General features: G+C 45.5%; 22 protein-coding genes, 12 tRNA genes, 4 pseudogenes and 1 riboswitch. Of the genes and pseudogenes, 30 read left to right on the top strand and 8 right to left on the bottom strand.

Annotated features, from left to right (window positions below; translation table 11 throughout):
• The 13 genes from HPY31_RS20040 (at position 1) to HPY31_RS19980 (ending at position 2,708) form a co-directional block, all read left to right on the top strand.
• Positions 1-93 (top strand) — tRNA-Ser (locus HPY31_RS20040).
• A gap of 4 nt (positions 94-97) precedes the next feature.
• Positions 98-171 (top strand) — tRNA-Glu (locus HPY31_RS20035).
• Positions 172-204: 33 nt separating this feature from the next.
• A tRNA-Val gene (locus tag HPY31_RS20030) sits at positions 205-280 on the top strand.
• A gap of 78 nt (positions 281-358) precedes the next feature.
• Positions 359-435: transfer RNA gene (locus HPY31_RS20025), tRNA-Met, on the top strand.
• Positions 436-498: 63 nt separating this feature from the next.
• A tRNA-Asp gene (locus HPY31_RS20020) sits at positions 499-575 on the top strand.
• A 41-nt stretch (positions 576-616) separates the two neighbouring features.
• Positions 617-689: transfer RNA gene (locus HPY31_RS20015), tRNA-Phe, on the top strand.
• A 7-nt stretch (positions 690-696) separates the two neighbouring features.
• A tRNA-Trp gene (locus HPY31_RS20010) sits at positions 697-770 on the top strand.
• 27 nt (positions 771-797) lie between these two features.
• Positions 798-873 (top strand) — tRNA-His (locus HPY31_RS20005).
• A 26-nt stretch (positions 874-899) separates the two neighbouring features.
• Positions 900-974: transfer RNA gene (locus HPY31_RS20000), tRNA-Gln, on the top strand.
• 7 nt (positions 975-981) lie between these two features.
• Positions 982-1,057: transfer RNA gene (locus HPY31_RS19995), tRNA-Gly, on the top strand.
• A gap of 28 nt (positions 1,058-1,085) precedes the next feature.
• Positions 1,086-1,159, top strand: a tRNA-Cys gene (locus tag HPY31_RS19990).
• Positions 1,160-1,167: 8 nt separating this feature from the next.
• Positions 1,168-1,249, top strand: a tRNA-Leu gene (locus HPY31_RS19985).
• Between the two features lie 127 nt (positions 1,250-1,376).
• Positions 1,377-2,708: a purine/pyrimidine permease gene (locus HPY31_RS19980; protein WP_172142155.1), complete on the top strand. Its 1,332-nt coding sequence runs from the start codon at positions 1,377-1,379 to the stop codon at positions 2,706-2,708.
• Positions 2,709-2,723: 15 nt separating this feature from the next.
• Here the strand turns inward: HPY31_RS19980 and HPY31_RS19975 are convergent, their stop codons facing one another.
• Positions 2,724-3,395, bottom strand: coding sequence for a B3/B4 domain-containing protein (locus HPY31_RS19975; RefSeq protein ID WP_172142153.1), 672 nt, complete (start codon positions 3,393-3,395; stop codon positions 2,724-2,726).
• Positions 3,396-3,509: 114 nt separating this feature from the next.
• On the opposite strand from HPY31_RS19975, the gene rnhA reads away from it, so the two are divergent.
• From rnhA to HPY31_RS19955, 4 genes are all read left to right on the top strand, one after another.
• A complete protein-coding gene (gene rnhA / locus HPY31_RS19970) occupies positions 3,510-3,944 on the top strand; it encodes a ribonuclease HI (RefSeq protein ID WP_172142168.1) in 435 nt (144 codons plus the stop codon).
• On the top strand, positions 3,941-5,092 hold the full coding sequence (queG, locus tag HPY31_RS19965) for a tRNA epoxyqueuosine(34) reductase QueG (RefSeq protein ID WP_172142151.1): 1,152 nt from the start codon (positions 3,941-3,943) through the stop codon (positions 5,090-5,092). Before rnhA ends, queG begins: the two co-directional genes overlap by 4 nt.
• A 26-nt stretch (positions 5,093-5,118) precedes the next feature.
• A complete protein-coding gene (locus HPY31_RS19960; protein WP_172142149.1) occupies positions 5,119-5,652 on the top strand; it encodes a methylated-DNA--[protein]-cysteine S-methyltransferase in 534 nt (177 codons plus the stop codon).
• Positions 5,653-5,779: 127 nt separating this feature from the next.
• Entirely contained in the window at positions 5,780-6,751 is a 972-nt protein-coding gene (locus HPY31_RS19955; protein ID WP_172142148.1) for an amidase domain-containing protein, read from the top strand.
• On the opposite strand, the gene HPY31_RS19950 is transcribed toward HPY31_RS19955, so the two are convergent.
• Positions 6,752-7,459: a ferric reductase-like transmembrane domain-containing protein gene (locus HPY31_RS19950; RefSeq protein ID WP_172142147.1), complete on the bottom strand. Its 708-nt coding sequence runs from the start codon at positions 7,457-7,459 to the stop codon at positions 6,752-6,754.
• Between the two features lie 138 nt (positions 7,460-7,597).
• On the opposite strand from HPY31_RS19950, the gene trmL reads away from it, so the two are divergent.
• The 3 genes from trmL (at position 7,598) to HPY31_RS19935 (ending at position 9,536) form a co-directional block, all read left to right on the top strand.
• The gene (gene trmL / locus HPY31_RS19945; protein WP_172142146.1) at positions 7,598-8,068 is read left to right on the top strand and encodes a tRNA (uridine(34)/cytosine(34)/5-carboxymethylaminomethyluridine(34)-2'-O)-methyltransferase TrmL; all 471 of its coding nucleotides are present in this window, start codon (positions 7,598-7,600) and stop codon (positions 8,066-8,068) included.
• A 25-nt stretch (positions 8,069-8,093) separates the two neighbouring features.
• On the top strand, positions 8,094-8,819 hold the full coding sequence (locus tag HPY31_RS19940; RefSeq protein ID WP_172142145.1) for an HAD family hydrolase: 726 nt from the start codon (positions 8,094-8,096) through the stop codon (positions 8,817-8,819).
• 144 nt (positions 8,820-8,963) lie between these two features.
• The gene (locus tag HPY31_RS19935) at positions 8,964-9,536 is read left to right on the top strand and encodes a hypothetical protein (protein ID WP_172142144.1); all 573 of its coding nucleotides are present in this window, start codon (positions 8,964-8,966) and stop codon (positions 9,534-9,536) included.
• A gap of 238 nt (positions 9,537-9,774) precedes the next feature.
• Here the strand turns inward: HPY31_RS19935 and HPY31_RS19930 are convergent, their stop codons facing one another.
• Complete coding sequence (locus HPY31_RS19930) at positions 9,775-9,975, bottom strand: hypothetical protein (RefSeq protein ID WP_172142143.1); 201 nt, start codon at positions 9,973-9,975, stop codon at positions 9,775-9,777.
• A 356-nt stretch (positions 9,976-10,331) separates the two neighbouring features.
• On the opposite strand from HPY31_RS19930, the gene HPY31_RS19925 reads away from it, so the two are divergent.
• The 4 genes from HPY31_RS19925 (at position 10,332) to HPY31_RS19910 (ending at position 15,326) form a co-directional block, all read left to right on the top strand.
• On the top strand, positions 10,332-12,230 hold the full coding sequence (locus HPY31_RS19925) for a PrkA family serine protein kinase (protein ID WP_172142142.1): 1,899 nt from the start codon (positions 10,332-10,334) through the stop codon (positions 12,228-12,230).
• Between the two features lie 76 nt (positions 12,231-12,306).
• Positions 12,307-13,464, top strand: a complete 1,158-nt coding sequence (gene yhbH / locus HPY31_RS19920) for a sporulation protein YhbH (protein ID WP_012684812.1) — start codon at positions 12,307-12,309, stop codon at positions 13,462-13,464.
• A gap of 3 nt (positions 13,465-13,467) precedes the next feature.
• Positions 13,468-13,761, top strand: coding sequence for a hypothetical protein (locus tag HPY31_RS28900; RefSeq protein WP_253901882.1), 294 nt, complete (start codon positions 13,468-13,470; stop codon positions 13,759-13,761).
• A gap of 416 nt (positions 13,762-14,177) precedes the next feature.
• Positions 14,178-15,326, top strand: coding sequence for an RCC1 domain-containing protein (locus HPY31_RS19910; RefSeq protein WP_172142141.1), 1,149 nt, complete (start codon positions 14,178-14,180; stop codon positions 15,324-15,326).
• Between the two features lie 125 nt (positions 15,327-15,451).
• On the opposite strand, the pseudogene HPY31_RS19905 reads toward HPY31_RS19910, so the two are convergent.
• Positions 15,452-15,763 (bottom strand): annotated as a pseudogene (locus HPY31_RS19905) (transposase); the annotation flags it as partial.
• Between the two features lie 992 nt (positions 15,764-16,755).
• On the opposite strand from HPY31_RS19905, the gene HPY31_RS19900 reads away from it, so the two are divergent.
• The 3 genes and pseudogenes from HPY31_RS19900 to HPY31_RS28895 form a co-directional block, all read left to right on the top strand.
• Positions 16,756-17,583 (top strand): hypothetical protein, encoded by an 828-nt coding sequence (locus HPY31_RS19900; RefSeq protein WP_172142139.1) that lies wholly within the window; start codon positions 16,756-16,758, stop codon positions 17,581-17,583.
• Between the two features lie 482 nt (positions 17,584-18,065).
• Positions 18,066-18,447, top strand: a pseudogene (locus HPY31_RS19895) (protein prkA); the annotation flags it as partial.
• 65 nt (positions 18,448-18,512) lie between these two features.
• Positions 18,513-18,677, top strand: a pseudogene (locus tag HPY31_RS28895) (YiaA/YiaB family inner membrane protein); the annotation flags it as partial.
• Positions 18,678-18,696: 19 nt separating this feature from the next.
• On the opposite strand, the gene HPY31_RS19890 reads toward HPY31_RS28895, so the two are convergent.
• From HPY31_RS19890 to HPY31_RS28890, 4 genes and pseudogenes are all read right to left on the bottom strand, one after another.
• Positions 18,697-19,746 (bottom strand): alpha/beta hydrolase, encoded by a 1,050-nt coding sequence (locus HPY31_RS19890; protein WP_172142137.1) that lies wholly within the window; start codon positions 19,744-19,746, stop codon positions 18,697-18,699.
• A gap of 112 nt (positions 19,747-19,858) precedes the next feature.
• Positions 19,859-21,331 carry a methyl-accepting chemotaxis protein gene (locus HPY31_RS19885; protein WP_172142136.1) on the bottom strand — a complete coding sequence of 491 codons (1,473 nt, stop codon included), beginning with the start codon at positions 21,329-21,331 and terminating at the stop codon, positions 19,859-19,861.
• A gap of 1 nt (position 21,332) precedes the next feature.
• Positions 21,333-21,887: a GNAT family N-acetyltransferase gene (locus HPY31_RS19880; RefSeq protein WP_172142134.1), complete on the bottom strand. Its 555-nt coding sequence runs from the start codon at positions 21,885-21,887 to the stop codon at positions 21,333-21,335.
• 191 nt (positions 21,888-22,078) lie between these two features.
• Positions 22,079-22,162, bottom strand: a riboswitch (cyclic di-GMP riboswitch).
• Between the two features lie 195 nt (positions 22,163-22,357).
• Positions 22,358-22,477, bottom strand: a pseudogene (locus HPY31_RS28890) (Crp/Fnr family transcriptional regulator); the annotation flags it as partial.
• Positions 22,478-22,569: 92 nt separating this feature from the next.
• Between HPY31_RS28890 and HPY31_RS19875 the strand changes: the two are divergent.
• The 3 genes from HPY31_RS19875 (at position 22,570) to HPY31_RS19865 (ending at position 24,503) form a co-directional block, all read left to right on the top strand.
• Positions 22,570-22,755, top strand: a complete 186-nt coding sequence (locus tag HPY31_RS19875; protein ID WP_016741624.1) for a hypothetical protein — start codon at positions 22,570-22,572, stop codon at positions 22,753-22,755.
• A gap of 238 nt (positions 22,756-22,993) precedes the next feature.
• Positions 22,994-23,770, top strand: coding sequence for an amino acid ABC transporter substrate-binding protein (locus HPY31_RS19870; protein WP_172142133.1), 777 nt, complete (start codon positions 22,994-22,996; stop codon positions 23,768-23,770).
• 73 nt (positions 23,771-23,843) lie between these two features.
• On the top strand, positions 23,844-24,503 hold the full coding sequence (locus HPY31_RS19865; RefSeq protein WP_064201660.1) for an amino acid ABC transporter permease: 660 nt from the start codon (positions 23,844-23,846) through the stop codon (positions 24,501-24,503).
• Positions 24,504-24,510 lie beyond the last annotated feature (7 nt).

Here is a 24,510-nt window from a genome sequence, read left to right as displayed (position 1 = left end):
GGATGGATGTCCGAGCGGCCGAAGGAGCACGATTGGAAATCGTGTAGGCGGTGTCGAACCGTCTCGTGGGTTCAAATCCCACTCCATCCGCCATCTTGGCCCGTTGGTGAAGCGGTTTAACACAGCAGCCTTTCACGCTGTCATACAGGGGTTCGAATCCCCTACGGGTCACCTAGAAAATCCCTACATGTTTGTAGGTGATTTGGAGGCTTAGCTCAGCTGGGAGAGCATCTGCCTTACAAGCAGAGGGTCGGCGGTTCGATCCCGTCAGCCTCCACCATTTATATCAAAGGACAAGGAAGGTCAGCTAAAAGCGCCACGTCCTGTGGCAACACTGACACTCAGTCGTCCTAACTATCGCGGGATGGAGCAGCTCGGTAGCTCGTCGGGCTCATAACCCGAAGGTCGCAGGTTCAAATCCTGCTCCCGCAACCAAATTTTCTACTTGCTCTACTTGATCAAGTGGGATCGGAGCACCTAGTGGGTGCAACCAAATATGGAGCTGTGGTGAAGTTGGAGTTCACGCCGGTCTGTCACACCGGAGGTCGCGGGTTCGAGTCCCGTCAGCTCCGCCATTTCTAATCAAATGAAATTGGCGCGTAAAGCATAGATATAAGGCTCGGTAGCTCAGTCGGTAGAGCAGAGGACTGAAAATCCTCGTGTCGGCGGTTCGATTCCGTCCCGAGCCACCTTTATAGGGGCATAGTTTAACGGTAGAACGAAGGTCTCCAAAACCTTTGGTGTGGGTTCGATTCCTACTGCCCCTGCCATTTTTCAAGAAAATAGTAGTAATCATGGCGGTCGTGGCGAAGGGGTTAACGCACCGGATTGTGGCTCCGGCACTCGTGGGTTCAAGTCCCATCGATCGCCCCATAAATTCATAGTTGGGGATTACTTATTGGGGTATAGCCAAGCGGTAAGGCAACGGACTTTGACTCCGTCATTCCTAGGTTCAAATCCTAGTACCCCAGCCATTAAAATGCGGACGTAGCTCAATTGGTAGAGCGTCGCCTTGCCAAGGCGAAGGTCGAGGGTTCGAGACCCTTCGTCCGCTCCATTTCTCAAATTGTTTTACTTTATATCATGGAGGCATAGCCAAGTGGTAAGGCACGGGTCTGCAAAACCCTCACCCCCGGTTCAAATCCGGGTGCCTCCTCCAAAATATTTGCCGGTGTGGCGGAATGGCAGACGCGCGCGACTCAAAATCGTGAGGGAAACCGTGGGGGTTCAAGTCCCTTCACCGGCACCATACTTTTACAGGCTAACCCTGAATGTCAAGATATCTTGATGATTGGGGTTTTTTTCTGCTTTAATATGCACATAGTGTAGACAGGGAAATAGACAACTTGTGTACGCAAAAAGACGAGGTGGTTGAGGTGTTTTACAAACTGCAAGACAAGCCGCCAATGGGGATTACAACGCTGTCCGTATTACAGTGGATGATCGTAACTGTTTCCAGCAGTGTGGCGGTACCACTAATGATTGGAGATATGTACGGCTTACAGGCTGATGAAATTGGAAAGCTGATGCAGCAGACCATGTTTTACATTGGACTTGCGTCACTACTGCAAGTTTGGATTGGACACCGTTATCCGATGATAGAAGGTCCGGCTGGACTTTGGTGGGGGATCTTTATCATTTTGGCTCAACTCGGAACGAGCATGGGTCTCCATCCACAAGAAATTGGTCAATCCTTTCAAGTGGGTATGATATTAGCAGGTCTACTCTTTTTCATTTTTGGCTTATTAGGCTGGATTGGAAAATTACAGAAGTGGTTTACGCCGTTGGTTTCAGGTACGTATATGATTTTACTTGCTGTTTCTTTGTGTAGTAACATTCTCACGGGCATGCTCGGTATTGGTTTTCAGCATTCAAGAGAGGTACAACCGGGTGTAGCACTTGTGTCCATAGGGATCGTAGCCCTTGTTGTGTTCATTATGCGGACGAAGAGATTCTCCAGTTTTGCCGTTTTGTTTGGCATGGTTGGAGGCTGGATCGTGTACGGGCTTCTTGGATGGACAGAACCTGTCCGGCCTACTGAGCAAATATTTTCATGGCCTTCTATTTTCTTTTGGGGACCTCCACGTTGGGATTGGGGCGTTGTATTAACGAGTATGCTGACAGGATTCGTTTTGTTGACAAACCTCATGACGAGTTTGTCGGTTATGGGAAAAGCGACAGACACGGTGCCTACTGAAAAGCAGTACAATCGCGGTGGTATTTTTACAGGGGTATCCCATTTCCTGTCAGGCTTGAGCGGTGTGGTAGGTATGATTCCACTTTCCTTGGCAGCAGCGGTTATTCAAACGACGAAAATGGCTTCCCGTCTGCCATTTGTCATAGCGATGTTGGGGATGATGCTGATTGGGTTGCTTCCCACTGTTGCCCACTTTTTGGCTGCTTTGCCTACTCCAGTGGCATATGCAGCGATGTTCATTTCCTATACGCAACTGCTGGGCTTCGGGTTGAAGGATTACGTAAATGTGAAGATGGACGAACGTACGATAATTGTTGGGGGTAGCTCGCTTTTGGTCGGGATCGGAGTCATGTTCGTACCTGCTGTAGCTTGGCAGAAACTCCCCGTATTAGCCAGCTTCTTGTTCGGAAATGGCTTATTGCTCGGCGTTATTGTGTGCCTGGTCCTGGAACATATCGTTTTTAGAAAAAAGGAAGAAGATAGCGTAAAGAAAGACGGCCAGGCTGCATGACGGGCCGTCTTTTTCTTAGGCAGTAATGACAGAGGAGTGAGTCAGCTCGCCACCGTTGATTTCCGTAAACATGCGACCAACTGAACCTACGATTTCTTCTTTTTTAGATGGTTCCATTTTTTCATGGAAGAAGATGACCTGGAGGAGAGCGCGGCTTTGTTCCGTTACGCATGAACGCTTGGAATCGACAATGGGACTCCCAAATGCGCCGTTACCATCGGCGAGAAGTAGTTTTCCTTCCATGTTGACTTCGCGTCCATTTAATCCTTCATAGACATCTTCGGCGTGGCCGAGTCGACAAGTGATATCACCCGCTAAGTGATTGACGTCATAAATTCCGAACGGAAGCGCGTGCAAAACCGAGAAAAAATTATTCACATCAACGGCGCTGTTGATCCAGAAAAAAGGATTTCCCTGCAACAGCCGGCGAAGCAATGCTTCGGAGGAAGGGCGGTATCTGGACGGATCGATACCAACTTGCTTAAAGCAGGCTCTCCACTCGCGGATGCCTTCTATTTCTGTCAGGTTTGCGGTGTTGTGATCCAGCCGCAAGCTCTCCACATAATAATTGATACGTCCCTGTAGCATTTTGGGGGAGTCACTGACGGAAGCATTGCTGTATTGTAAAATGCCGAGAGAAAATTGCGGCAGACGCTCGGACACGGAAGGATCTAGCTGAACTTTCATCGATAGACACTCCTTACTGAACCTATTTTTGGTAGTATAACAAAAAATTTTTGTGGAAGCGACTAAGCTTCGATACAATAGAAGAGAACAGAGGAGGGAATCCTGACGATGACGATGCGTGAGGTTGAGATTTATACAGATGGAGCTTGTTCCGGCAATCCAGGACCAGGTGGTTGGGGGGCTGTACTGATGTACGGTCAACACATCAAGGAAATGTCCGGTGCCGAACCACATACAACGAATAACAGAATGGAGCTGATGGCGGCCATCAAGGCGCTCTCTACACTGAAGGAGCCTTGTAAGGTGACGCTGTCCAGTGATAGTGCATACTTGGTCAACTGTTTCAAACAAGGCTGGTATAAAGCCTGGCTGAAAAACGGCTGGAAAAACAGTAAAGGCCAGCAGGTGGAAAATCAGGACTTATGGAAAGAACTGCTGCAATTGATGGACACCCACAAGGTAGAGTACGTAAAAGTCAAAGGACACGCCGACAACAAATGGAACAACCGCTGCGACGAATTGGCGACAGGAGCGATTAAACAACTGTGAACGACTTGCAGTACTGGGAGCAGACAAAGCAGTCCATCATTGATTATGCAAAGGAAATCGGAATCGATAAGATCGGGTTTGCCAGTGCCGATCCATTCACGACCTTAAAAGAACGGCTCATTGTACATCGGGAAAAGGGTTATGAATCTGGATTTGAAGAGCCTGATTTAGAAAAGAGGACGAACCCGGAACTGTTGTTGGACGGGGCACGTTCGCTGATTTCAATAGCACTGGCCTATCCTTCCAAGCTCAAAAATCCACCAAAGTCAGAGCTTGGTGCATACCGGGGAATCTTGTGCCGAGCAGCATGGGGAACCGATTACCATCACGTTCTGCGCGACAAGCTGGACAAACTGACGCGATTCATTATGGAGCTGGAGCCAGGGGCTCGGATCGAATCCATGGTAGATACGGGAGCACTGTCTGATCGTGCGGTAGCCGAGCGAGCTGGGATTGGGTTTGTAGGAAAAAACTGCGCCATTATAACGCCGGAGTTCGGATCATGGGTGTACTTGGGGGAGCTTGTAACGAATCTTCCGTTGCCAAGCGATCACCCAATCGAAGAAGGCTGTGGCGACTGTAATATATGTGTAGACGCTTGTCCGACCGGAGCCTTGATTCAGGGCGGGCAGCTTGATGCACAGCGATGTGTAGCTTATTTGACACAGGTGAAAGACTTTATTCCCGATGAATTCCGCGGAAAAATCGGGAATCGGCTGTATGGTTGCGACACTTGTCAGACGGTATGTCCGAAGAATCGTCGCATCGACAACGACCATCATGCTGAATTTCAACCTGACCCGGAGATTGCGAAGCCTTTATTGATTCCTCTGCTTCAGATGAGCAATAAGGAGTTCAAGGAAAAGTTTGGCCAATCCTCTTCATCTTGGCGGGGCAAAAAGCCCATTCAGCGTAATGTCATACTAGCGCTTGCCCATTTCAAGGATCGGACGGCTGTTCCTCATTTGGAGCGTCTTTTGTTTGAAGACCCTCGTCCAGTCATCCGCGGAACTGCTGCATGGGCGCTTGGAAAAATCGGAGGAGAGCAGGCACAAGAGGCGCTCATTACCGCAAAAGCAAAAGAGGCGTCACCCGAAGTGGTGGAAGAGATAGAAAAAGGCATGAGCATGATCCATGAACAGGCTTAGTTTGAACAATAGAGGGAGGACGTTAAATGGCAAAGGAATTAGGCTATACCATGATGGATTCACCGATTGGACCATTGCTCTTGGCTTCTACAGAAGAAGGGCTATGCTACATTCAGTTTGCCAATGAACAAGACGGATTGGAGCCACTTATGCGCTGGTGCAAAAAAACGTTCGTAGGGATTACCCCAACGCGTAACGATGCGATTAATGAGCCTGCAAAAATACAGCTAGAAGAGTATTTTGCAGGCAAGCGCAAGACGTTTGATGTTCCAACCGTATTGTACGGAACTCCCTTTCAAAAGTCTGTATGGAATGAGCTATCGAACATTCCCTATGGAGAAACTCGTTCTTACAAAGATATTGCCTTGGCAATTGGAGCGGCGAAAGCTGTTCGGGCTATTGGCGGTGCGAACAATCGTAATCCGATTCCTGTCATTATACCGTGTCATCGAGTCATTGGCTCGAATGGTGCCTTGGTCGGGTACGGCGGTGGCTTATCCATTAAAGAATATTTACTTTCCCTAGAAGAAGGTCCACTTTTTGCTCACGCTTCATCCTAATAAGCTGTCTGCTTGCTCGGACAGCTTTTCTTTTTCTTCTGAATGCTCCACGAGCGACATATTCTTCATTGAGATGAACAGTTCATGGGCTTTGTCACAGTCTGGAGGCGGAAAGGAGGAGGGGAAAGTGGAGTGGCGTGAATTTGTTCAGCAATACTTTCAAGCAGTTCACCAGTCATCTACGGATGGAAAGTATGAGCGACTGCTGCCTTTTTATTGCACAGAAGATTCTGGCGTACAGGAAGAGTGGAATCGACTGAACCGGGAGAAGCAGAGAGCTGAGGAACGGGGAGTCAAATTATTGGCTGTCCAGGGACAAGTAACGCCCATGTGCTGGGTAGATACTAATGCCACCATGGAAATAACAGTTCAATGGCAAGAAAATAAAACGCTGGGGATTAAGCAAACCAAGTATAAAGAGGCAAACAAACGATTGTTTCAGCTCCAGTTGCTCAAAACGAACGAAAAGTGGTCGATTATCGGGGCAAGGGAGTCGAATGGTGATCAAAAATTGGTGATCGAGGAAGAGGAGGAGGAGCCTATCATCGTTGTGTCAGGCGTCGAGGATGCCATCGACCAACCGATGCTGATCGTGCATGGAGCGGGAGGGTACAACGCTGCAAATGCAGTCGCGTACGCGGAACGCTACTGGAACACGACCAATCCCGTGTATCCTCGTTTTACGGATGACTGCACGAACTTTATTTCGCAATGTTTACACGCAGGCGGAATCCCTATGCAGATGTCTAAAGAGATGGGCAAGGGCTGGTGGATTCGCACGGGAAAAGGGGCCTCTTGGAGTTATAGCTGGACGGTTGCGCATAGCTTGTATTTGCTTTTGAAATCGGGTGGAGCACCTATGCGGGCAGTTTCGAAAAGCTCTGCGGCCGAATTGGTCCCAGGTGATATCATTTGTTATGATTTTAACGGAGATGGGCGTTTTCAGCACAATACGATTGTGGTCGCAAAAGACGCGAATCAGATGCCGTTAGTGAACGCCCATACGACAGATAGCAGCATGCGTTACTGGGCATATGAGGATTCCACAGCCTATACGCCCAACATGCGCTATGCCTTCTTTCATATAAGAGGGGTGTAATTACCTCTTGCGATAAAAAGCTCGTCGTATAAAAGCGATGCTGCGAACCAGCCAAATCATTGCTGCAAAAACGAGCAAGTCTGAAAAGGTGTGCGGTTCTCCTTTGATGGATTGGATGTAAATCAAGCCATGGAACAAGGCGATGACAAAAAGCCATGGATTGGCGAGATGAAGCCTTTTCCAACTGGAGCCACCCAGCCATTTTTCTGCCTGTGCAGAAGATGTCAGCCACAGGGCTAGTAGAATGAAAAAGGCAAACAGCCCAAGGTAGTTCGCAACGCCTGTAAGCGTCCAGTTGGGAGATGGCCACATAGTCGGATCAGAGGAAGCGTCAAAGAACAGACCCAACCATCCATCAGCCTTTTCTGAACGGTTTTCATGTATGATCATTAGCTGAGGCTCATTTTCAAAAAGGACGAGCACAAGAATGACGTGCAGCAGTCCGGTTAGCCCAGCCCATATGCCGATATCTCGGCGGATGGACAAGCTGTTAGGCATCCAGCCAGCAGGGAGCCAGGACTGGAGTGGACCAATCAATAGGGTGCAGCCAATCAAAATAAATGAGAGATAGCCGAGAAGCATGCTCCATGTTTCCAGGGCAGGGAACGAAGAAAAATCAGCCCACATCCAACTGGCGATTAACAGGATCAAACTCAGGATGCTCACATGTGCGACAAGGCGTCGCCCAAATGAAACGGATGTCCCCATCTAATCAGCACTCCTTTCGATAGCAAAGTTTTCTGATTAGATGCAGCAGGCACTCCATTTGTTACAGAAGCTGGGCACGGTGGTATAATAGGACGTGTACTGGTAACAAGTTCGCAATTTACAAGGAGATTTTCAGATATGCCGTTACATATTGTTTTGCATGAGCCGCTCATCCCTGCCAATACGGGAAATATTGCCCGTTCATGTGCAGCGACAGGAGCGCATCTGCATTTGATTCATCCACTAGGATTCTCAACGGACGATCGTTACCTGAAGCGAGCTGGTCTCGATTATTGGCATGCGGTTAACGTTCACCATCATGAGAGTTTCGAGCACTTTGTTGAGGCACAAGGAGAAGGTGCGGGCACTTTTTACTTTGTGGAGACCTGGGGGGAAAAGTTGTATACGGACGTTTCCTTCCGGGATGGCGACTACATTATCTTGGGCAAGGAGACGACGGGCTTGCCGGAAGAACTGACAGAAAAATATCGGGAACAGACTATTCGTATCCCGATGAGCGGTGCGACCCGTTCTGTGAACCTGTCCAATTGTGCAGCAATTGTCTTGTTTGAGGGACTTCGCCAGTTAGGTTTTCCATCGTTATCGTAAGGCATTTGGGAGGGAGATATCCATTATGACTGTGAACACCATCCTGTTTGATTTGGACGGTACGCTATTAGAGATGCAGACTGAACCCTTTGTCAAAAGTTACTTGGTTGAAGTAGGCCGTCATGTCGGAGATAAGTACGATACCGAAAAGCTGTTGGCGTTGGTCTGGGATGCGACCAAAGCAATGATCATGAACCAAGAGCCTGACAAGACGAACGAGCAAGTTTTTATCGAACATTTTACGGAACATAGTGAGTGGGATCGAGAGGAAATATGGCCTCTGTTCGATTCGTTTTATCGCGATGTATTTCCGACGCTTTCTCACCTGACGTATCCTTCGCCATGGGCAAAGCAAATTATTGCTGCGGCTAAAGAACAAGGTTTTCGGGTTGCAGTAGCGACGAATCCTGTTTTCCCGCGGGATGCGATTCACCATCGCCTCGCTTGGATCGGGATGTCCCCGGATGATTTCGAACTGGTCACCGTGTATGAGGAATCGCATTTCACGAAGCCGAATCCTGGTTATTATAATGAGATTTGCCAAAAGCTTGGGGTTGAGCCGACAGATTGTGTCATGGTCGGGAATCACATGCAGGAGGACATGGTCGCATCCAAGCTGGGAATGAAAACGTTTCTGGTAACCAATTGGATGGAAGACCGTGGTGAGCCTCAGTATCAGGTCGATCAGCGGGGATCATTAGAAGAGCTGTTTACGGCGATTTCTGAAAAAAACGGTGTGTTTGCAGGGTAAGGAATAACTATGAAAGTATAACCGAGAAGCAGGCTGTCCATTTGAAAAAATGGCCAAGCCTGCTTTTTCACATACTTTTCCCAAAATCATCAGGTAGGCTAGGGGTGTACAACCACGTTTTACATAATAAAAGGAGGAAATCTCATGAAAAAACTTGTTTCGTCTCTGGTAATGGCTACCTTGCTGTTTAGTGGTATCTCTGTAGTAGCTGCGGCGGATACAGGAGCGGATGCTACAGTTACGCACTCGAAAGCGGAGAAAAAGGAAGAAAACAGAGCAAAACTGAACGAGAAGGCTGCTAAGTGGGGCGTCGAAACCACGGATCAAACAAATAAGGAAGTAAAAGCAGCGATTCAAGAAGCAAAAGCAGCAAAGAAAGCAGAAAACGCTGAGAAAAAGGCAGCAAAAAAAGCAGCAAAAGAAGCGAAGAAACAGGAACAGCTCGCCAAGCTAAACGAGAAAGCTGTGAAGCTGGGCGTTGAAACCGCAGGTAAAACAGCGAAGGAAGTAAAAGCGGCAATTAAAGAAGCAAAAGTAGCAAAAAAAGCAGCAAACGCAGAGAAAAAGGCAGCAAAAGAAGCGAAGAAGCAAGAGAAGCTTGCGAACCTGAAAGAAAAGGCTGCCAAGTGGGGCGTCGAAACAGCAGACAAGAGCGCAAAAGAAATCAAGGCAGAAATCGAAGCAAAAAAAGCAGAAAACAAAGAGAATAAGAAATAACAAGAAAACAAAAAAAGCAGGTTGCCACAGTAGGCTGCCTGCTTTTTTCCCTGGATGCTTCTTACAGGTTCCAGGTTTTGTCCTCGTTGTAGCCAGCTGTCAGGATGAAAAACAGAAAAGCTACGAAGACCACTGCCACGATAAATGTACCCACGGTTGACAGCTCCTTTCGGAAACAAACTACTCCCATTATAGCGTAGCCTGCCCACTTTGCAAACGCCTTAAAGCTGTTGCTCCCTTACGTAAGTGACAATTTTCGATGGTCATTCACGAGTTTCAAGAAGGCACAAAGCGAAATGGGCACACTCAGTATTTCTCCTGTATCGAGTTCCATTCCTGTCACTGCTTGGTAAATAAATACCGAGAGAATCACCAAGGCTGCGATGCCGGTCAAATAAAGTCCTTTTTTTACTTGAATACGTTCTGTTTGGATGTCCATGTTCGTTCCTCCGTTATTTTACGCCAATCCGTATTGGCTTTCCGTGTATGTTGCTTATGATTGTATTTTACAGGGGGAGAGGGATTACAAACTATCGAATCAACTTACAGCTACGCTCGTTAAACCTTACAATTCCGTAATCTTCCAAGCCGTGAAAAAGCAATGTGCCGTATTTTTATGGGAAGATTGCTGAAACTTGTGCTGATATCGCGCATACACATATGTAAAGGCTGTAAGAGCCTGTTGGCAACCGGAGAAAACGGCTTGCACGTGAATGCGTGACCGCAGGCGGACATATACATGAGAGTACATTGGCGTTGGGAAGAGAGAGGGCTTAAGAGGGAGGAGTGTCGAACATGGACATTTTAAAACGGATCGCTGAGCACCGGGCCCGCGAAGAAAACCTGATGTGGAGAGGAACATTCGCCGAATATTTGCAACTAGTACGTAAAAATCCGCAAATTGCCCAGACGGCGCACTCACGCGTCTACAACATGATTAAAAGCGCGGGGGTTGAAGAGAACGAGGACGGCTCACGTTCGTATCAATTTTTTAGTCGAGAAATCTTCGGATTGGATCGTTCTGTTGAGCGCCTAGTGGAGGAATATTTCCACTCGGCTGCACGTCGTCTGGATGTTCGCAAACGCATCTTGCTCTTAATGGGACCTGTCAGTGGCGGTAAGTCTACGCTCGTGACGATGCTCAAGCGGGGACTGGAGGAGTATTCCAGGACGGAAGCCGGAGCGATCTTTGCACTTGATGGTTGCCCGATGCACGAAGAGCCTCTTCATCTTATCCCGCACGAGCTGCGTCCAGAGGTAGAAGAAGAGCTGGGCATCAAGATTGAAGGAGAATTGACGCCCTATAACCGGATGAGGCTGGAGTCCGAATATGGGGGGTGCATCGAGGATTTCCCTGTTCGCCGGATTTTGTTTTCCGAAGCCAATCGTGTCGGGATCGGTACATTTAGCCCTTCCGATCCGAAGTCACAGGATATTGCCGATTTGACGGGGAGTATCGACTTTTCGACGATTACGAAGTACGGCTCTGAGTCTGACCCTCGTGCATATCGTTTTGATGGGGAGCTGAACAAAGCCAATCGTGGGTTGATGGAATTCCAGGAAATGCTGAAATGCGACGAGAAATTTTTGTGGCATCTCCTGTCGCTGACGCAGGAAGGAAACTTCAAGGCAGGTCGTTTTGCCCTCATTTCTGCAGATGAGCTGATTGTTGCGCATACGAACGAATCGGAGTACAAGGCTTTTATTGGGAATAAGAAAAATGAGGCACTGCAATCTCGGATTATCGTCATGCCGATGCCGTATAATCTGCGTGTCAGTGACGAAGAAAAAATATACGCGAAATTAATTAAGCAATCCGACTTGGGGCATGTGCATATTGCACCACATGCGCTCCGGTCAGCAGCAGTCTTTTCCATTATGACCCGCTTGAAAGAATCGAAAAAACAAGGGGCCGATTTGCTGAAAAAGATGCGGCTGTATGACGGTGAATCGGTGGAAGGCTTCAAGGGAGCCGATCTGGAAGAGCTACGTAACGAGCATGCCGATGAAGGAATGTCCGGTATTGATCCGCGTTATGTCATCAACCGTATCTCCAGTGCACTGATCCGTCGCGATACGGAGTGCATCAATGCGCTTGATATTCTTCGGGCGCTAAAAGAAGGTTTTGACCAGCATCCGTCCATAACCAAGGAGCAGCGGGAGAGGTATATGAACTTCATCTCGATCGCGCGCAAGGAATACGACGAGCTGGCGAAAAAAGAAGTGCAGAAGGCGTTTGTCTACAGCTACGAAGAGTCGGCAAAAACGCTCATGGATAACTATTTGGATAATGTGGAAGCTTATTGCAACATGAACAAAATCCGTGACCCCGTTACAGGTGAGGAGATGGATCCAGATGAGCGCCTGATGCGTTCCATCGAGGAGCAAATTGGTATCTCGGAAAATGCCAAGCGGGCCTTCCGTGAAGAAATTCTCATCCGTATCTCGGCCTACGCGCGTAAAGGGAAGCGTTTTGACTACAGCACGCATGATCGTTTGCGGGAAGCTATCGAGAAGAAGCTGTTTGCCGATCTGAAGGATGTTGTCAAGATTACGACCTCGAACAAAACACCGGATGAGCATCAGCTCAAGAAAATTAATGAGGTTACCAAGCGTCTTATCGAAGAGCATCAATATTGCCCGGTTTGCGCAAATGAGCTGCTGCGCTACGTGGGAAGCCTGTTGAACAGATGACAGAACGTTGGCGACATGAGGGGCACGTCATAATCATATTCGGCGCAGATTGCGCCAGTTGCTAGGAGGAGACGGCATGAAAGATGAATCATCGTTCATTGTCTCCCGGGAAGACTGGTCGCTGCACCGCAAAGGGTACCAGGACCAAAATCGACACCAGGAAAAAGTGAAAGAAGCGATCAAAAAAAATCTGCCCGATCTCGTCAGCGAAGAAAACATCATCATGTCGAATGGTCGGGAAGTCATTAAGATCCCTATTCGCTCCCTGGATGAATACCGATTGCGTTTTAACTTCCAAAAGGGAAAACATGGCGGTCAAGGTAAAGGAAACAGTAAAGTAGGCGATGTCGTAGCCCGTGACGGCGATCCGGCGCAAGGGCCAGGAAAAGGTCAGGGAGCGGGCGATCAGCCAGGTGTAGACTACTATGAGGCTGAAATCAGCGTAGAAGAATTGCAGGAGATGCTTTTCGCCGAGCTGGAGCTGCCGAACCTTCAACAAAAAGACGAGGAACAAATCGTCGTGGAAGAGACTCGGTTCAATGATGTCAGGAAAAAGGGCTTGATGGGCAATATTGATAAAAAACGTACGCTGATTGCGGCCATTCGCCGAAATGCGCTGGCAGGCTACAGTGATATGGAGCTGGGGATCACCGATGATGATCTACGCTTCAAGACGTGGGAAGAGATCATCAAGCCTCATTCCAATGCTGTCATTATTGCGATGATGGATACTTCCGGATCGATGGGTGTGTTTGAAAAGTATATCGCCCGCAGCTTTTTCTTCTGGATGGTACGGTTTCTGCGCACCAAGTACGAAAAGGTCGAGATCGTCTTCATTGCCCATCATACGGATGCCAAGGAAGTGACGGAGGACACCTTTTTCTCGAAAGGGGAGAGCGGGGGGACGATCTGCTCCTCTGCTTACAAAAAAGCGTTGGAGATTATCGATAGCCGCTACCCGACATCGCAGTACAACATTTACCCGTTCCATTTTTCCGATGGCGACAACCTCACGTCTGACAATGAACGTTGCGTAAAGCTGGTAAAAGAGCTCATAGAGAGATGCAACATGTTCGGCTATGGCGAAGTGAATCAGTATAATAGGCACAGCACTCTTATGTCAGCGTATCGCCACATCAAGGAGCCGAAATTCATGCATTGTGTCATTCGGGAAAAGGGCGAGGTATACAAGGCGTTGCGTACTTTCTTTGGCAAGAAAGAAGCTGTGAGGTAATCCATGGAAGCAACCGGGCGAGAAATCGTCCGGTTGACTTGTATTTGTTTGCATGAGTCGGATGAACAAATTGTGAATGTATCCACAAAAACATCGGATGCGCAACACGGAAGCCTTCACTCCATGAAGCAGGTGCTTGGTCACCAGGAGTACCCCGGTTACGCGTGGAAAAACTGCCCTGCATTCCCGATGGGCAGATTCCGTACAAATTACTCACAATTCTTGCAAAGAGCTGTGGGTAAAGTGGAGTGGATAGCAGCTACGAAGACTTGCAACTTCAAATCGCTAGTATCGTGATCAACTTCTGTCCTCCCCTCGCCATTAATTGGGTGAGGGGCTTTTCTATCTTTACTAGGACATTTGTATGAAGTGGTTACACTTACTTACAAAAGTTTACACTTCCAGCGATTTCACCGAACAAAAAATTAATCGGTAAAATAAAAATAGAAACTCAATAACTTGGGCATAAGGAGGAGTTTAATCGATAAAAAGCCCAGACTTGAAAGCGAGGGAAGTAATTCATTACACAGTGTATTCACTAAGAGGAGGAAGGTAATCTAAAGAATTTTACAAACGCTGAATAATTGAAATGCTTAAAGAATTTGAGCGAGAAAAATAAAAAAACACAAATTATCAAAAAATGAAATGTTTTACATATTCAGGTTATTTAATTATAGTGAAAAATGTTAAATCATAACTCAAAGGGGATAATCATGAAAAGGATTAAAAATTTCTCAGTAAGTCTTCTAGTTTCTGCTTTGCTTTTGATGCCTACAGGACAAGCGTTTGCATGTGAAGAGCACGAAAAAATTGAGTTAGTAAGTGCTGGGAGTAATCACTCGCTTGCTCTAAAAACAGATGGAACAGTATGGGCCTGGGGAAATAATATGTTCGGGCAATTAGGGGACGATTCCACTAAAGAGAGTACAGTCCCAAAACAAGTGTCTGCACTAGGTAATGTAGTAAAGATTGATGCGGGTTCTGGAGTGCATTCATTGGCATTAAAGAAAGATGGAACAGTATGGGGGTGGGGGGGGAATGGGCAGTGGCAAGTTGGTAGTGCAAGTGGGAGTATCGTGACTACACCTGCCCAAATTGAAGGACTTGAGGAAGTAAAAGATATCGCGGCTGGAGCGGAATTTAACCTGGCATTGAAGGAAAATGGAAGTGTATGGGCTTGGGGCAAAAATGAACTAGGACTAGGTGACGAAGCTTCAAGTAAAGCATCCAAAATTCCTGTCGAAGTGGCAAATCTTGATAATGTGAAAAAAATCAAAGCAGGGAGTTTCCATTCTCTTGCATTAAAAAATGATGGAACAGTATGGGCATGGGGAGACAATAAATATGGCCAATCAGGTCTTGGAAAGAATATTTATAATTCAAAGGTGCCTGTGCAGGTTGAAGGGATGACGGATGTTATTGATATTTCAGCAGGTTATTATTATTCCTTGGCATTGAAAAGTGATGGTACAGTATGGTCTTGGGGAGAGAATTCATACGAGCAATTGGGTATTAATAATAAAACTACCCAATATACCCCAGTACAAGTATTGAATCTTGAAAATGTAGTAGAAGTTGAAGCTGGTAGATTTCATTCTTTTGCCAAAAAAGAGGATGGAACAGTATGGGCGTGGGGCGGCAATGGAAGTGGAGGATTTGGAAATGGCAAAACAACAAATGACTCCTTACCAGTTGAAATTACCAATTTAGAGGGTTATAAAACTTTATCATCTGGAAATGTTCATTCTTTGGGTGTAAGTGCGGAAGGATTTGCTTTTGGCTGGGGAGGCAATACTTTTGGACAAATTGGAGATGGAACCAAAAGCGGCAAAAACATACCAATTCAAGTTTTAGGACAATAAATCTATTCAAAGATTACTAAATTAACGAACCCCTCCTTCGGAAAGGTCTGAAGTGCCCCCTGTCAAGGAGACAGTGAAAAAAGAAAAAGCCTAGACACCAATCTGAACTTAGGTTGGTGTCTTCTTTATACCACAGAACTTTGTAGATATTGCCTATATTCTAGAGGCGTCATACGGTTTAGCCTTTTCTGGTATCGATAATTATTATAGTAAACTATGTGTTCCGTAATGGCTCCTTCTAGCACTTCGTATGTATTGAATTTCTGGAGATAGTACATCTCTGATTTTAACATTCCCCAGAATGATTCCATTGGACCATTGTCGATACACCTAGCTACCCTCGACATGCTCTGAGTCATTCCTGTATCATCTAGTTTCTTCTTGAACATTTTGTTTGTGTATTGAAATCCTCGATCACTATGAAAGATGGGTTTCGCATTAGGATATGCCCGATAGCAACAGCCCAAAAGCCGGAGTTAGAATTTGGTCAATTGAGAACTACGCCAAGAGGATGGGTGCCATTCGGATGTTGTAAAAAAGAACGAACCGGAGCCCAGTAAAAACACCGTGAGCAGTGAGCCTGGGTACAGAGAAGTTAGATCGTGACAAAGACGGAGTTGCTGAAAAGTACGATTTAAGCCTTCTCATTTGAGAGGCATTCTATGGCGAATCAAAATCAATTGTCACTGGTGAGAATCGGGATTATGTTTACATTCAGCCTTAAATTAAAGCACGCGTCAAAATGTGGAATTGGACGAAGAGCGGCACGCTGCGATCATCAGTATTTGTTGGCTCTACTCTTTTCTGTATAGTCAGCGTCTTTAAAAACTTGAGGCACCTTCCTGTTAGAGAGGAGGTGTCTCGTCGTGATATTTGGTATACTCCATCACTTCAAACGATTGAATCTTACTGAATGCTACATAATCTTTTCTAGAAGTAAATGCCCCCTATTAAAGTCTTTATTGAACATAAATGTTTCTTTGCCACGTCCGTCTGCACGACCACCATACCAGTCGATGAAGTCTTGTACTTCAGATGCAGTTAGAATCAAAGGCAGGTTGTTTTTTTATTTGCTCGATGATGACCCGTGTTCCGGTGTTAAACGGATACCAAGCTGACTTTTTATAGATGTCTGGAGGAATTGCGAAAAGTTCAAGCCAGCTTCTTCTTCTGTCTGCATCAATCTTTTGAGTAATTTTTCGGCATTGATTTGGTTACTTCTACATCTCGGTACGGTGGCATTTAGATGTCGAGGATAGGAATGCCGTCATCCTGGATTTTTGGAGGGCAGAAGGGGGAGTATGTGTGGAAGGTTGCGTGTTGAATATTTTGAAAATATAAATTTTAATATATCGACATCTAACGACAAAATGTAAAATAATTACATGTTATGGTAAAAATATACAAATTAAGGAGGTAGTTTAAAAGCATGAAAAGAATATTGTCAGTAATACTGGTAGCTTCTCTAGTATTTACTTATTCTGGAGGTGCTCAGGCTGCAAGTCATAATACAAAACTATTGTCGGAACAAAGTGAAGAGCTCAATCACTTTTTCTCAGAAACAAAAGATATCTTTGGAGAAGATGGCGAAGTCATCGGTGAAGAAGTCATAAATGTTTTTAGAAAAGTAGAAGTTGATGAAAATGATACAAAGAAGGTTACAATCACTAAACAAGTAGAAGAGAAATATATTGACGATCGCGATTCGATCAAGAGTGAGAAAACATTTGAACTGGAAATCACAAGCGATGGAAAGTATTTTATTAATGGAGAAAAATTAAGCGAAAAATTTTTACAATCTCCTGTATACGAAGAAAGTAACAATGAAAATAAATCTTCAAAGAAACTAAAGGCAGAATATGATGGTCAATCGGGTGGGATATACAACATTTGCTCTTACGACGAAATTAATAAGCGCTATTATAAATTAGTTGCAACACCTGATGCTGATGACTATCTGGAAAAGGGTAAAGGAAAGCGATTAACGAAGTATTCTTATAATGATGAAAACGTAAGCGATTTTAAAAGGTATTGTGATAAAGTAGAAGATGCTAGGGGCGATTTAAGAGAGGCACAAGCTGAGCTAGCTGTAGTTATAGGTGTTGCTTTGGTAACGTGGGAAATGATACTTCCTTTAATTGCTGAAGGGGCAGCAGGTGCTGTTCTTGCTTACAAAATCTATGATTCCAGTACATCGGGGAGAGAAGATTTAGGAACTGCATATAACATACTAAAAAATGATATTACTCCATACTAATTAATGATAAACGATCCGCAGTTAAGTAGTTTTTCTGCGGATCGTTCTTAGATTATAATAATTTTAGGAAGGATATAGGCTAATACTTAAAAAGAAAGGATGGTGAGTCAATATGGTAGCCATCATATTTGTCGTATGCACCTTGTTGTTTTTACTGCTCGTATCATTGTTAATTTTCAAAAAAAATAAGAACCAAAAAGAAATATTTGCTTATATTGTATTGGCTCTAATAATGTTACACCAAGCCATCGATTCGTTTGGGAAAATGAACCAATGATATCATTGAAACGAAACCATAAATATGAAGTGTAAAATCCTTGCTGAAAAAAAGTTTATTTTAGCTGGCTAGAAAATACCCCGTCCCTGTTTTGAGGAGACGGGTTTGCTTATGATTTATGAAAAAAGCCCTCTCCACCTAATGGAAAGGGCTTTAAAATAAGGGAAGGAGAGAGGGGACTTTAAGTGCATATCATTTAACACAGAACAAAATCCGTGATCCCGTTACCGATGAGGAGATGGATCCAGATGAGCGCCTGATGCGTTCCATCGAGGAGCAAATCGGCATCTCGGAAAATGCCAAGCGGGCCTTCCGTGAAGAAATTCTCATCCGTATCTCGGCCTATGCGCGTAAAGGGAAGCGTTTTGACTACAGCACGCATGATCGTCTGCGGGAAGCTATCGAGAAGAAGCTGTTTGCCGATCTGAAGGATGTCGTCAAAATTACGACCTCGAACAAAACGCCGGATGAGCATCAGCTCAAGAAAATTAATGAGGTTACCAAGCGTCTTATCGAAGTAGCGTCAATATTGCCCGGTTTGCGCAAATGAGCTGCTGCGCTACGTGGGAAGCCTGTTGAACAGATGACAGAACGTTGGCGACATGAAGGGCACGTCATAATCATATTCGGCGCAGATTGCGCCAGTTGCTAGCACGAAAAGGCATACTATATCGCATGCACGCTTTTAGTAGCAGTTGGATCGATTTTGACACAAAAAGTAGTGAGAGATAATGCAGAGGATCGAGCGATTATTGAGGAGCAGGAAAGAGAATTTAACTTGAAGGTATCGAAAGTGGAGAAAGAAACGCCGAAATAGCCCAATAAAACCGTCAGAGTCATGCCCTGACGGTTTTTCGAATGAGCCCGATAAACTCCTCTGCTTTCTCGATGTGTGGAGCGTGCCCCACATTTTCCATGACAATCTCCTGATAGGAACCACCAGCGAGCTGATATTGTTCAAGCACGTTACGAATTTGGGAGACCATCGGCTGCGGGGGATATTCGTCTTCCCCGGGCCACCCGGGGACATAGCCAAGCTTGCCGAGCGTACCGAAATCAGCCAGCGACTGATCCGAGACAATGGCATCATCTGCACCGCGAATCCATAAAATCGGACACTTCGGCTCCATCTGGACAATACCGGACAAATTTACGTATTTGGGAGAAATCGCATTCGTAATCCCTGTCGTTCCAGGAGCAACACCGGGCCAATCGTTCACGTATTCAAAGGTACCGGGGTAAAAATCTTCTCCTATTCTCGTAGAGAGTATGGCGCTCACATAACGGTCTTCCTGCTCTGGGGCAACTTGGAATGGGGGCTTGAAATAAAGCTGATTCATGACATTGCGAGGGCTGGAGGGAGATTCATTGCTCATATCTTTGGCTGCAATCCTTTTGACCAGCTCGGAGTTGACGGCTCCCCCACCTGAGCCCGAGAAGCTGCTGTAGCAAGGGGTGCCAGCTATATCCTTGGTTCCACCAAAGCCGTAAGGGGACATAGGGGCGATGAGAATCAGAGAACGGACTTCCTGCGGGTGATCGATGGCAAACTGCATCGCGATCCCGCCCCCCAACGACCAGCCGGCAAGATGGATAGGTGTTGGCAAGTCCAATGCCCGAATAAACGAATGAAGGTCATCCGACCAGTCTCGCAAACCGCGTGTCGCATCAATAGGCAAAGCTTCACTTGCTCCATAGCCTCGCATATCAGGTGCATATACACGGTACTGGTCACATAGAGCCGCAATGGTATCATCCCAGAACAAGTTGGCTGACGCATTGCCGTGAATGAGGAGAAGTGGTTCTCCTTCCGGTACGCCTGCTGTCAGGTAGGAAACGAGCAATCGATCGGTCTGAATCGTTTTGGTTTCGATTCGTGCATCCATCAATGATGTGCCTCCTTTTAAGTTATTACTATCAGAATATTCATATTATATACCCGTTCAGTTACAAAATGAAAAAAAAACAACCGCCATTGAAAAGGCGGTTGCAGGAAGGCTACATATGGAGACCACGCATTTGCTGTTCGATTTTCTCAAAGCCGCCAGAAACCTTAACGACCTCGTCTTTTTGCTCAGAAACGAGAACAAGCACTTCTTCCAGGCTCTCTTTGTTCTTGTCGGTAATATCGGCGTTGACTTCTACTTTTGCGCCGACTTCCTGAATCATGCTGTGAACATGGACGATGAACTCTTGCAGGTTCTTCGTTTTATCTGCGAAGTTTTGCATGTAGTTGTCTACATTGGTGAACATTTCTTGTACTTCGAGGATGCCCTCGCTATTTTTCTCAAAAGACGTCTGTGACTCGGAAATCATATCCGATACGAGCTTCATTTTTTCACGAATGGTCATGAGCAGGCTCGAGATCGACTCGGAGGATAGCTTGGAGGATTCAGCCAGCTTGCGTACTTCATCTGCTACGACAGCAAATCCTCGGCCGTGTTCGCCTGCGCGAGACGCTTCAATCGTGGCATTGAGTGCCAACAGATTGGTTTGTGCAGAAATCTCGGAAATGGTTTGGATGATTTTCCCAATCGATTCGGTTTCTTTATTGAGCTCTTGAATCAGCTGGTTCGTGCCTTGGATGTCCGTGATGAATCGTTCAAAGTCATTGCCGATGTTGCCAATGCGTTTTCCACTCTCGCTAGTGGCTTCTTTGGTCGATTCTACGTACTCATGCATCTCTGTAACAGAGCGGGTCATGTCCTCAACTTGCAGATTCGTCGAGCTCATTTCCCGACGCAGCTCGTCTGTATTGCTGGTCTGGATCGTAAAGGACTCCATAATGTCTTGCAGGGAAGCGACGGTTTCGACAGCGCGAACATTTACACCATCTGTTACCTTGTTTAAATTCTCTTGATAGTCTTGCATAGAGGTGAGAGATTCATTGATCTGATCAAGAACACGTTGCAACGATTCCTTCGAGGCAATCGCTTCTTGCTTTTGTTGCTCACTTTCCTCTTGCAGCTTGTTATTGAATACAGCATGCATCATGCTCGTGATAGAGACGAAGCAGAAGGTGAGCAGGAAGTACATCAGATCGAGATTGCTTGTCGAATGGAAAATCGTTTCTCTCTGTGTCAGGAAGTAGTAAGAGACAATGCCTAATGTCGATACAATGGTCAAAATATTGATGAGTCGGTCTTGATAAATCCCCATGACTGCTACAAAGAACATAATGGTCATGATATTGATCATATGCGGGTCCAGTCCAACAATGATGAACATGAAGATTCCGATTACAGCGAAGTTGAAAAACTTCATGAAAGGCGCTGCTTTTTCACGGAAGTTCGGGCGATTGGATATGTACGTAAACGGTGCCAGCACGCCATACAAAATACCCAGTACTGTGAGAACGAATGTGTACGGTACGCCTAGAAAGAGGTTTAAGACCTGAACAACCGTAATGATGCTTGCGAATACGATAACGACCCAATTGTTTCTTCTTCTCAATAGCTCAATGTTATCCATGTTACCCACCTACCTCGACTTTTACTTGATTGGACGACGACGAATTGTACCAGGAATATTTCGGATCGTGCTTATTGTCATAGACATCTTTTAGATGAAAGAGGGTCGGAATAGCATCGGCCCCTTTGTAAAAGACGATATCTTTGATCTGAATCGCCTTTACATGATACTTCGTGTTAATGAATTTAAAAAAGGTTGGATCTGCTACCCCGATTGCGTGGGTATAGCCATGCTTTTCAGCGTAATCTATCATCAAGCAAATTCCTTTTTGCCCTAGTTGTCCACGGTATTTTGGCAAAACAGCGAGACTGTCTACCTCCATTACTTTCATATCTTCTGTAATAACATCCTGAAATAGTGTTTTCATATAAGCACTTGATTTGGAAAAGGGTGTCATTTCAAATGTTCCACCTGCTTCACCATCATCGGCAAGTAGGAGGAATTGTGCGGAGCCTTCTTTCGCGTACTCCATCTCGAAGCCCATGCTTGTCCATACTGTTTCTTTGATTTCATGAAATTTAGCTAACTCTTGTACAGTTTCTACTTGTTTGTACATAACTTCCCCACTCCATCATTTACTGATTACCGTGTTGTGTATGTTTGACGTCCCAAAAGTTATGTTTTTCCATTCTGTTGCAAAAATGAAAGAGCTTTCATCCTCCTTTCAAAAAACGAAACACAAAAAAAGGCCGTTCCATCGAAATGGAACAACCGAAGCTACCAACATCAAAAAAATTGTTCCAAGATGATGGCAACCCGGCTATCATGGTCAAAGACTGTAGACCCGTGGTTTTGCGTCGCCACCTTTCGATGACTTTGCCTTTTGCATTTATTAGCATAATTTGTAAAACTATGTCGAATTTTGCTGGACATAATCATGCAAAATATAAGCCAAAAGATATACTTTGTCAAGTTTTGGTAGGGTAAAGAAACTAATTGTTCATAAAGTATAGACGAACAAAAAACCATTTGTGATATCAATTGGTCCTTCATTCATAGGCGTTAGGTTAGGGTACGCAGAATGTCTTCCCCAAGGATATCGAATGTGAATTGCTGCCTATCCGGATTTACTTTATATAAACGTACTTTCCCCATTTTGATGAAATAGAAACCTTCTGAAAAAGTTTCTGGTGTTTGAATGCACGTAGCCGCTCAGGAGTTGAATGGAATACACAAAAATCACCCGTAACAAAAATTTTCCAACCATCCGATAACTAGAAGGAATAGGAGGGGATATTATGAAGGAAGCAAAAGTGATTCAATTCTACTTTTCCGGAGGCGGTGAAACGATTAGCATCGAATCCACGGAACCGGAAGAGATCATTCAAATGGTCGCTAATCAAAACAACGGATGGCTCCAGTATGATGATGTTGTCATCAACGTGAGAAATGTTTCATATATCAAAGTGAGTAATCAGGCGTAAGGATTGGAAACGGGTATATAGCTTCAGCACGAAAAAGTTCTCCATTAAATGTGGAGGGCTTTTTCGTGTTGGAGATAGCCGGGCATTTTCCCCAATTATTTGGCGTATATTTCTAAGGTGCTTTTGTTTACTAAAGTATCGACTATTCCTTGCTAATGTGCTATCATGATAACCTGTTAACGTATTACCACTTTATCAGAGTAAAATATAGAGTAGGGAAACGAGGGGGATCATCACGATGAAGAAAATAGCTTGGATGTCATTGTTGTTGGGTGCGGTGGTTTCGTTGGTAGTGGGCTGTTCCAGCGCAAAAACTGGCGCTGACGCAAATAAGCTGATTATCGGAATTGATGATAAGTTTGCACCGATGGGCTTCCGGGATGAGAAAAATGAACTAGTCGGTTTTGATATTGATTATGCACGTGCAGCTGGCGAAAAAATGGGAAAACAAGTTGAGTTTCAAACAATCGACTGGAGTGCAAAAGAGTCTGAACTAAACAGTGGTCGTATTGACTTGATCTGGAATGGATATACGATTACAGATGAGAGAAAAGGGAAGGTTCTCTTTACCAAGCCTTATCTGAAAAACGCACAAGTAGTGGTCACGAAGGCAAATAGCAACTTGACCAAGCTGTCAGACTTGGCCGGGAAAGCAATTGGTTTGCAAAAGCTGTCTTCCGCAGCTGACGCGATTAATGCGAGTGAGATCAAAAATCAGGTCCAATCGATTACCGAGTTCCCTGATAACGTACTGGCACTGAGTGATTTGAAGATCGGTCGCGTAGAAGCAGTCGTCATCGACCAGATTGTGGCCGATTACTATATGGCAAAAGAGCCGGGAGCATTTAAGCAGTTAGAAGAATCGCTGTCTCCTGAGGAATATGGAATAGGCGTCAAAAAAGGCAACGAGGCATTGCAAAATGAGCTGCAAAAAGCACTGGATGCAATGAATCAGGATGGTACAGCTGCAAAAATATCGGAAAAATGGTTTGGCGAAAATCGTGTATTGAAATAAGCAGAACAGCGATGGCTTCGCCGCATGATTGGCGAAGCCACGCTTTTATTTTCAGGATTAGGAGCATACCCAGATGAGCGTAGACTACATTCTCTCCATTACGAAGCCCATGTTAGAAGGAGCGCAGATGACGGTGCTGTTGTTTCTCATCGCCATTCTGCTTTCCATTCCATTAGGTTTTCTGATCACCTTACTGGCAAAGAGCAGTAATAAGGCGCTGGCCTGGCTCGCGCATACGTATGTGTATGTGATGCGTGGGACGCCTCTCTTATTGCAGCTGTTGTTTATTTGCTTCGGGCTGCCTCTCTTGCCCGTAGTGGGAGATTATTTGGTGATGGATCGGTTCGTCGCTGCATGTGTCGGTTTCGTGCTGAATTACGCAGCGTATTTCGCGGAGATTTTCCGTGGAGGACTGCTGTCGATCGACAAAGGACAGTACGAAGCGGCGCAGGTACTCGGCTTTAGCAAATGGCAGACAACCAACAAGATTATTTTGCCGCAAATGTTTCGCGTGGCTTTACCTGCCGTCGCAAATGAATCAATCACCCTTGTAAAAGACACAGCGCTGCTCTATGCAGTTGCCGTCCCAGAATTGCTTCACTTTGCACAAACGGCTGTGAATCGTGACTTTACCATCGTTCCGTTTTTTATTGCCGGAATCATTTATTTGTTAATGACGCTATTGTTGACGTTGTTCTTTAAGTGGCTGGAAAAAAGGTTCAAATTCGAATAAAGGGCTG

This window comes from Brevibacillus sp. HB1.3, assembly GCF_013186635.1.
Lineage (GTDB): Bacteria > Bacillota > Bacilli > Brevibacillales > Brevibacillaceae > Brevibacillus > Brevibacillus brevis_D.
This window is presented reverse-complemented; position numbering and strand designations above follow the sequence as displayed.